General features: G+C 71.3%; 4 protein-coding genes. All 4 read right to left on the bottom strand.

Features of this window, described 5'->3' with window-relative positions:
- Nucleotides 1-950: 950 nt before the first annotated feature.
- A complete protein-coding gene (gene uvrC, locus AB0H52_RS31090) occupies nt 951-2939 on the bottom strand; it encodes an excinuclease ABC subunit UvrC (protein WP_357951834.1) in 1989 nt (662 codons plus the stop codon).
- Between the two features lie 119 nt (nt 2940-3058).
- Nucleotides 3059-3541, bottom strand: a complete 483-nt coding sequence (locus tag AB0H52_RS31085) for a Rieske (2Fe-2S) protein (RefSeq protein WP_151489472.1) — start codon at nt 3539-3541, stop codon at nt 3059-3061.
- Between the two features lie 169 nt (nt 3542-3710).
- The gene (gene uvrA / locus AB0H52_RS31080) at nt 3711-6656 is read right to left on the bottom strand and encodes an excinuclease ABC subunit UvrA (protein WP_151489471.1); all 2946 of its coding nucleotides are present in this window, start codon (nt 6654-6656) and stop codon (nt 3711-3713) included.
- 194 nt (nt 6657-6850) lie between these two features.
- Complete coding sequence (gene rsgA, locus AB0H52_RS31075) at nt 6851-7921, bottom strand: ribosome small subunit-dependent GTPase A (protein ID WP_151489470.1); 1071 nt, start codon at nt 7919-7921, stop codon at nt 6851-6853.
- Nucleotides 7922-8181: the final 260 nt, after the last annotated feature.

Genomic DNA, 8181 nt, shown 5'->3' with positions numbered 1-8181 from the left:
GCCGGGGGATGTAACCGGGGGGTAACCCGGGGCGGTCAGGCCGGTGTTCCCAGCGACCGCCCGCACACCAGCGACCGAAGTCGCGGTGGCATGCCAGGTATAACGACCCCGCCCGGCCCCCGATTCCACCACCGCGATGCCCCCGGTCACTCGACACCCCACCCCAAACCCGACACCCCACCACCGCAGACCCCATCCAGAACCAGACACCCGGCACCACACCACGCAAACAGGCGGCACCCAAGATCCGCGCACCACCCGGGAGGCCGCTGCCAACCGACAGGATCAGGCAGCAACCTCCCCGAGGGATCCCGACCGCAGACGGTCCCGCCGCGGACGGTCCCGACCGCAGACGAGCGCGACCAGACCACGAGTGGCGACCGTGCCACGAGTCTGCGGAGGTCGCCGGGCAACGGGCTCCAGGGATCCGCACCTCGCGACCCACCCAACTCGGCCCGTCAGTGGGTGGTCACCGATCCGGGGACACCCCGCGCCACCCCGACCACGTCCAGCCGCGACCCGCCCGAAGACCAAGATGCGCTCGATCCAGGAAACAGGCCCCACCCCGCGATGACGAGGCCACTACATCCAGGATCGAGCGCGATCATCCCTGGCGGCTACAACACGGCGGCCGTGGCGCGGCGCGATCGACTCGAGTTCCGTGAAAGCGGGGTGTCCGGGTGCGGGAGATACCCCGACATCAAGGAAGGCGAGTGGATCATGCCCGCCTCCACCGTTCGCCCACTCCCACCCGCATCCGGCCGGGGTACCCGCCCATGATCGTGCTCGATCCAGGAAACAGGCCCCACCCCGCGACGACGAGGCCACTACATCCAGGATCGAGCGCGATCATGCGTGGCGCGACGCGACGCGCCCCATCAGGGGGCGGAGCGAGGACAGTCGGCGTGAGCTGATTGGCCGGTCCCAGCCGGCAGAGCGAGCGGCAGTGCTCAGGTGGTGGGTGTCGCTTCCGCGCCGTCGTCGGCCCGCGCGTCCTTGTCGAGGGCGGCCAGGATCGCCTCGGCGGTGCGCCGACCCAGGCCGGGCACCTCGGTGATCTCGTCCACGGTGGCGGCGGAGAGTCGCTTAAGCGAACCGAAGTGCCGCAGCAGGGCCTTGCGCCGCACCTCTCCCAGGCCGGGTACGTGGTCCAGTGCCGACTCGGTCATCCGCTTGGAGCGGCGTTGCCGGTGGAAGGTGATGGCGAAGCGGTGCGCCTCGTCGCGGACCCGTTGCAGCAGGTAGAGCCCTTCGGAGGTGCGCGGCAGGATGACCGGGAACTCGTCGTTGGGGAGCCACACCTCCTCCAGTCGCTTGGCGAGCCCGCAGAGCGCCACGTCGTCGATGCCCAGGTCGGCGAGGGCCTGGGCGGCGGCGGCGACCTGCGGGGCGCCGCCGTCGACGACCACCAGCTGGGGTGGGTACGCGAATTTGCGCGGCCGTCCGGTGGTCGGGTCGATCAGGACGCCGACCTGCGGCTCGGCGGCGTCGGCCGGGGCGGCCGGGTCGTCGGTCGACTCGACGCCCACCTCGCCCGTCTCGGCCCGCGCGTCCAGGTAGCGGGCGAAGCGGCGGCGCAGCACCTCGGACATCGCGGAGAGGTCGTCGGTGGCGCCTCGGACGATGAACCGCCGGTATTCGCTCTTGCGGGGCAGCCCGTCCTCGAAGACCACCATGCTGGCCACCACGTCGGTGCCCTGGATCTGGGAGATGTCGAAGCATTCGATGCGCAGCGGCGAGGTGCGCATGTCCAGCGCCTCGCTGATCTCGTCCAGTGCCTTGCCCCGGGTGGTCAGGTCACCGGATCGCTTGAGTTTGTGCCGGGCCAACGCGTCCTTGGCGTTGCGCTCGACGGTCTCCATCAAAGACCGCTTGTCGCCGCGTTGCGGCACCCGCAGCGACACCCGGCTGCCCCGGTGGGTGGTGAGCCATTCGGCCAGCGCGTCGGCGTCCGCCGGCAGCTCGGGCACGAGCAACTCCCGGGGTACGTCGCTCTCGCCGTGCTCCCCGCCGTACACCTGGGTGCAGAAGTGGTGCACCAGGTCGCCGGTGGTCAGGTCCTCCGTCTTCTCCACCACCCAGCCGCGCTGGCCACGGACCCGGCCGTCACGGACGTGGAAGACCTGCACGGCCGCCTCGAGCGGGTCGTCGGCGAACGCGACCACGTCGGCGTCGGTGCCGTCGCCCAGCACCACGGTCTGCTTCTCCATGGCGCGGCGCAGCGCGGCCACGTCGTCGCGTAGCCGGGCGGCCCGTTCGAACTCCAGTTGCTCGCTCGCCTCGGTCATCTCACGTTCGAGCTTGCGGACCATCGTGTCGGTGCGGCCGGCCATGAAGTCGCAGAAACCGTCGACGATGGCGCGGTGTTCGTCGGCGGAGACGGAGCCGACGCACGGCGCCGAGCACTTGCCGATGTAGCCGAGGAGGCAGGGGCGACCAACCTGGCCGGCCCGCTTGAACACCCCGGCGGAGCACGTCCGGGCAGGGAACACGCGCAGCAGCAGGTCGAGGGTCTCCCGAATGGCCCAGGCGTGTGAGTACGGCCCGAAGTAGCGCACGCCCTTGCGCTTGGCGCCGCGCATCACCTGCAGCCGCGGGTACTCCTCATTGAGGGTGACGGCCAGGTAGGGGTACGACTTGTCGTCGCGGTAGCGGACGTTGAACCGGGGGTCGTACTGCTTGATCCAGGTGAACTCCTGCTGGAGCGCCTCGACCTCGGTGCCGACGGTGATCCAGTCCACCGACTCGGCGGTGGTGACCATCTGCCGGGTGCGCTCGTGCAGGTTCCAGACGTCGCCGAAGTAGGAGTTGAGCCGGCTGCGCAGGTTTCGCGCCTTGCCGACGTAGATCACTCGGCCGGTGCCGTCACGGAAGCGGTAGACCCCCGGTAACTCCGGGATGGTGCCGGGTGCGGGACGGTAGGTCGAGGGGTCAGCCACACCGACAATCCTAGTCCGCACTCCCGACACCCCACGGTCAGCGCTTGATCAACTCGGGCTGCGGGGACGGCGGGGTGTCGCCGGACACCCCGGCCACGAAGCCCGAGTCGATCAGCGCGTCAGGCGAGGGAGATCTGGTCTCCGGTGACCTTGATGTCCTTGGGCGGCAGCGGCTTGGTGGCCGGCCCGGCCTTCACCGAGCCGTCCTCGATCGAGAACTTGCTGCCGTGACAGGTGCAGTTGATGGTGCCGCCGTCGACGTTCGTGACCGGGCAGTTCTGGTGGGTGCAGATGGGGCTGAAGCCCTTGAACTGACCGGCGGCGGGCTGGGTGATCACCACGCCCTCAGCCGCGAGGACCTTGCCGCCGCCGACCGGGATGTCGGCGGTGGTGGCCAGCGACTGGGCGTTCTGCCGGTCGCCGCCGCCGGCGTCACCGGTGCTGGGCACCGCCGGGCCACCGCTGGTGGGTGCGTCGCTGCCGCTGCCGTCGTCGCTGCCGCAGGCGGCCAGGACGACGGCCGCACCGACCGCACCGACACCGGTGAGCAGGGCTCGACGGGTCTGCGTACCGGGACCGGTCAGCGCCTGATCGTCACTCATGCCTCGCCTCTCTCTAGCCCGCTGCGCCGGTCCGAGAGCCGGCCACACTTCTTCACACGGGCAACTGTGCCGGATGGTTCATCGCGCCGCCTGTCCGACCCGGGAAATGCGGACGGGGCGGGCCCGACCGGACCCGCCCCGCACAAAAACCGGCCAAGCCCGGCCGAGGTCAGCGTGCGGCGGCCGGTACCTTACGGCTGGCCCGCGCCTTGGTCGTGCCGTTGGCCTTGGCGGCCCGGGTCGTGGCCGCCGCCGCGCCCTTGGCCTCGCCGTCGAGCGTGAGCACCTGGCGCAGGAACTGGCCGGTGTGGCTCTCGGCCACCTCGGCCACCTCCTCGGGGGTGCCGGTGGCGAGCACGGTGCCGCCCCGGTGGCCGCCCTCCGGGCCCATGTCGATCAGCCAGTCGGCCGTCTTGATCACGTCGAGGTTGTGCTCGATGGTGATCACCGTGTTGCCCTTGTCGACCAGGCCCTCCAGCACCATCAGCAGCTTGCGGATGTCCTCGAAGTGCAGGCCGGTGGTCGGCTCGTCGAGCACGTAGACCGTCCGCCCGGTGGAACGCTTCTGCAGCTCGGACGCGAGCTTGACCCGCTGCGCCTCACCGCCGGACAGCGTCGGCGCGGGCTGGCCGAGGCGTACGTAGCCCAGGCCGACGTCGACAAGCGTCTTGAGGTGCCGGTGGATGGCCGGGATGGCGGAGAAGAACTCGGCGGCCTCCTCGATCGGCATCTCCAGCACGTCCGAGACGGTCTTGCCCTTGTAGTGCACCTCCAGCGTCTCCCGGTTGTACCGGGCGCCCTTGCAGACCTCGCAGGGGACGTACACGTCGGGCAGGAAGTTCATCTCGATCTTGATGGTGCCGTCGCCGGAGCACGCCTCGCAGCGCCCACCCTTGACGTTGAACGAGAACCGGCCCGGACCGTACCCGCGGACCTTCGCCTCGGTGGTCTCGGCGAAGAGCTTGCGGACGTGGTCCCAGACGCCGGTGTAGGTGGCCGGGTTGGAGCGCGGCGTCCGGCCGATCGGCGACTGGTCCACGCCGACGACCTTGTCCACGTGCTCCAGGCCGGCGACCCGGGTGTGCCGGCCGGGCACCAACCGGGCGCCGTTGATCTGGTTGGCCAGCACCGCGTACAGGATGTCGTTGACCAGCGTCGACTTGCCCGAGCCGCTGACCCCGGTGACGGCGATCAGCTGACCCAGCGGGAACGACACCGTCAGGTTGCGCAGGTTGTGCTCCCGCGCTCCGTGCACCACCAGCTCGCGGGCCGCGTCCTGCGGGCGGCGCGACTTCGGCGTCGGGATCGACCGCTTACCCGACAGGTACGCGCCGGTGATCGACTCCTTGTTCTTCAGCAGGGCCGGCACCGACCCGCTGTGCACGATCTTGCCGCCGTGCTCGCCCGCGCCGGGCCCGATGTCGACGATCCAGTCGGCGACGCGGATGGTGTCCTCGTCGTGCTCGACCACGATCAGCGTGTTGCCCAGCCCGCGCAGCCGGATCAGGGTCTCGATCAGCCGGTGGTTGTCGCGCTGGTGCAGCCCGATCGACGGTTCGTCGAGCACGTAGAGCACGCCCACCAGGCCGGAGCCGATCTGGGTGGCGAGCCGGATGCGCTGCGCCTCGCCGCCGGACAGGGTGCCGGCCGGCCGGTCCAGGGAGAGGTAGTCCAGGCCGACGTCGAGCAGGAACCGCAGCCGGGCGTTGATCTCCTTGAGGACCCGCTCGGCGATCATCTTCTGCCGGTCGGTCAGCTCGATGCCGGCGAGCAGGTCGGCGCACTCGCCCACGGACAGGTTGCAGACCTCGGCGATGCTCTTGCCGGCGAGGGTGACGGCGAGCACCTCGGGCTTGAGCCGGGCACCGCCGCAGGCCGCGCACGGCACGTCGCGCATGTAGCCCTCGTACTTGTCGCGGGACCACTCGGACTCGGTGTCGGAGTGCCGGCGCTCGATCCACTGCACCACACCCTCGAAGCCGGTGTAGTAGGAGCGCTCGCGGCCGTACTTGTTGCGGTACCGCACGTGCACCTGGTCGTCGGAGCCGTGCAGGATCGTCTTCTGCGCCCGGGCCGGCAGCGCCCGCCACGGGGTGTCGACGGTGAAGTGCTGGGCGTCGCCGAGCGCCTCCAGCAGGCGCAGGAAGTATTCCAGGTTGTGCCCGGTGGACCAGGGCTGGATGGCGCCCTCGCGCAGGGTGCGCTCCGGGTCGGGGACCAGCAGCTCCGGGTCGACCTCCTTCTTGGTGCCCAGGCCGGTGCACTCCGGGCAGGCGCCGTACGGGGCGTTGAAGGAGAAGACCCGGGGCTCGAGATCCTCGATGGCGAGGGGGTGGTCGTTGGGGCAGGCCAGGTGCTCGGAGTAGCGGCGCTCCCGGTCCGGGTCGCCCTCGGGGAGGTCGACGAAGTCGAGCAGCACCAGGCCGCTGGACAGGCCCAGGGCGGCCTCGACCGAGTCGGTCAGCCGCTGCTTGGCGCTCGGCTTGACGGTGAGCCGGTCGATCACCACCTCGATGGTGTGCTTCTCCTGCTTCTTGAGCTTCGGCGGCTCGGTGAGCGGGTGCACCACACCGTCGACGCGGGCACGGGCGTAGCCCTTGGCCTGCAGCTCGGCGAAAAGGTCGACGTACTCACCCTTGCGGCCGCGGATGACCGGGGCGAGCACCATGAACTTGGTGCCCTCGGTCATCGCGAGGACCCGGTCGACGATCTGCTGGGGGCTCTGGCGGGAGATCCGTTCGCCGCAGACCGGGCAGTGCGGCTCGCCGATGCGGGCGTAGAGCAGGCGCAGGTAGTCGTAGACCTCGGTGATGGTGCCGACGGTCGAACGCGGGTTGCGCGAGGTGGATTTCTGGTCGATCGAGACGGCCGGGCTCAGGCCCTCGATGAAGTCGACGTCGGGCTTGTCCATCTGGCCGAGGAACTGCCGGGCGTACGACGAGAGCGACTCGACGTAGCGCCGCTGCCCCTCGGCGAAGATCGTGTCGAAGGCCAGGCTCGACTTGCCCGACCCGGACAGCCCGGTGAACACGATGAGCGCGTCCCGGGGCAGGTCGAGACTGACGTCACGCAGGTTGTGCTCGCGCGCGCCACGGATGATCAGTCGGTCGGCCACGGTGCGTGTACTCCCGGGAGAAGACGATGCGGAGGATCTGTCCCGCTCTGGAGTGATTCTGAGCGGTTGTGCGGGCGCGGAAATCACGCCTCGGCAACTCTAGCCCCGAGGTACGACAGTTTCCCGCGCCCGCACATTCCCCCAGCTCAGCCCGGTTGGCCGCGCGCCCGCGAGCGCGGCACGCACCGCCGGGCTCAGTAGCCGCCGGGCGCCGGCGGTCGGGCCGCCCGACGTCGGGCCGAGCGCCACCCACCGCGTCGTTCGGCGGCCGTGCGCGCCTCCCGCCGCCGGCTCTCGTGCGCCACCTCACCCTGCAGCCGCCGCCAGCTCTCCCACCGACGGGTGGAGAGTTCGCCGGTGCGCAGCGCGTCGCGGACGGCGCACGCCGGCTCGCCGTCGTGCCCGCAGTCGGCGTACCGGCAGCCCTCGGCCAGCCCGGCGATGTCGGCGAACGCCCGGTCGAGCCCCGTCACGCCGTCGAGCAGGCCGACCGCCCGTACCCCGGGCGTGTCGATCACCGCACCGCCGCCGGGGATCGGTACGAGCGCCCGCCAGGTGGTGGTGTGCCGACCCTTGCCGTCGACCCGCCGGATCGCCTGGGTGGGCATCATCACGGCACCGGCGAGGGCGTTGACCAGGCTCGACTTACCGGCACCGGACGGCCCGAGCAGGCCGAGGGTGCGACCCGGCGCCACCTCGGCGCGCAGCGGGTCGAGCCCGACGCCGCGCTCGGCGCTGACCGGCAGCACCGGCACACCGGGTGCGACCGCGGCGAGTTGCCGGGCCAGCGCGCCCGGGTCGGCCGCGAGGTCGGCCTTGGTCAGCACGACCAGCGGCCGGGCTCCGGACTCGTGCACCAGGGCGAGCAGTCGCTCGATGCGGCCGACGTCCGGCTCCGGGTGCACCGGCTCCACCACGGCGGCGGCGTCGAGGTTGGCGGCCAGCACCTGGCCGCTGGCGTCCTTACCGGCGGTACGGCGGATCAGCGCGGCCCGCCGCGGCAGCACCGCCTCGACGGTGACGCGGCCGTCGGGCCACTGCCCGAGCAGCACCCAGTCGCCCGCGCAGGGCAGCGTGGAGGGATCCCGGGCGGCGGCGGCCAGGACCGCTCCGCCCAGGCTGGCCCGGACCGGGCCGGAGGCGGCGAGCACCGTGCAGACCCCGCGGTCCACCCGGGCCACCCGGGCCGGTCGGTGCTCACCCCGCCGGGTGCCGTACGCCGCGCGCTCGGCGTCCCAGCCGAGGGCGGTCAGATCGATCGTCATGGCATCCTCATCGGTGTCGAAACGGGTGATGGCGGAACACGCGTGTCACGGCCGGCATGATCACCACCTCCGTCCGACGTCCCGGTGCCGCGTATGCCGCCGACGGTAGGGCGCGCGCCGACGCGCCGAAAGCGATTTCCCCGGCGACGACCCGCCCGGTTCACCGCTAGGAGCGCGGGTCGGTAACGAGCAAGCTGTCGCGGGGTCGGGTCGGTGACGCTAGTGGCGTTTCGGGTCGGGTGGTTGGATGCCCGTGTCCG

The sequence above is a fragment of the Micromonospora sp. NPDC050695 genome (genome assembly GCF_040654415.1).
Taxonomy (GTDB): Bacteria; Actinomycetota; Actinomycetes; order Mycobacteriales; family Micromonosporaceae; genus Micromonospora.
Note: the sequence above shows the minus strand (reverse complement) of the source record. Positions and strands in the feature narration are given on the sequence as shown.

Excerpts from the sequence above, each read along its gene's own strand:
- rsgA (WP_151489470.1), bottom strand. The coding sequence starts at position 7,921 with ATGACGATCGATCTGACCGCCCTCGGCTGGGACGCCGAGCGCGCGGCG.
- AB0H52_RS31085 (WP_151489472.1), bottom strand. The coding sequence starts at position 3,541 with ATGAGTGACGATCAGGCGCTGACCGGTCCCGGTACGCAGACCCGTCGA.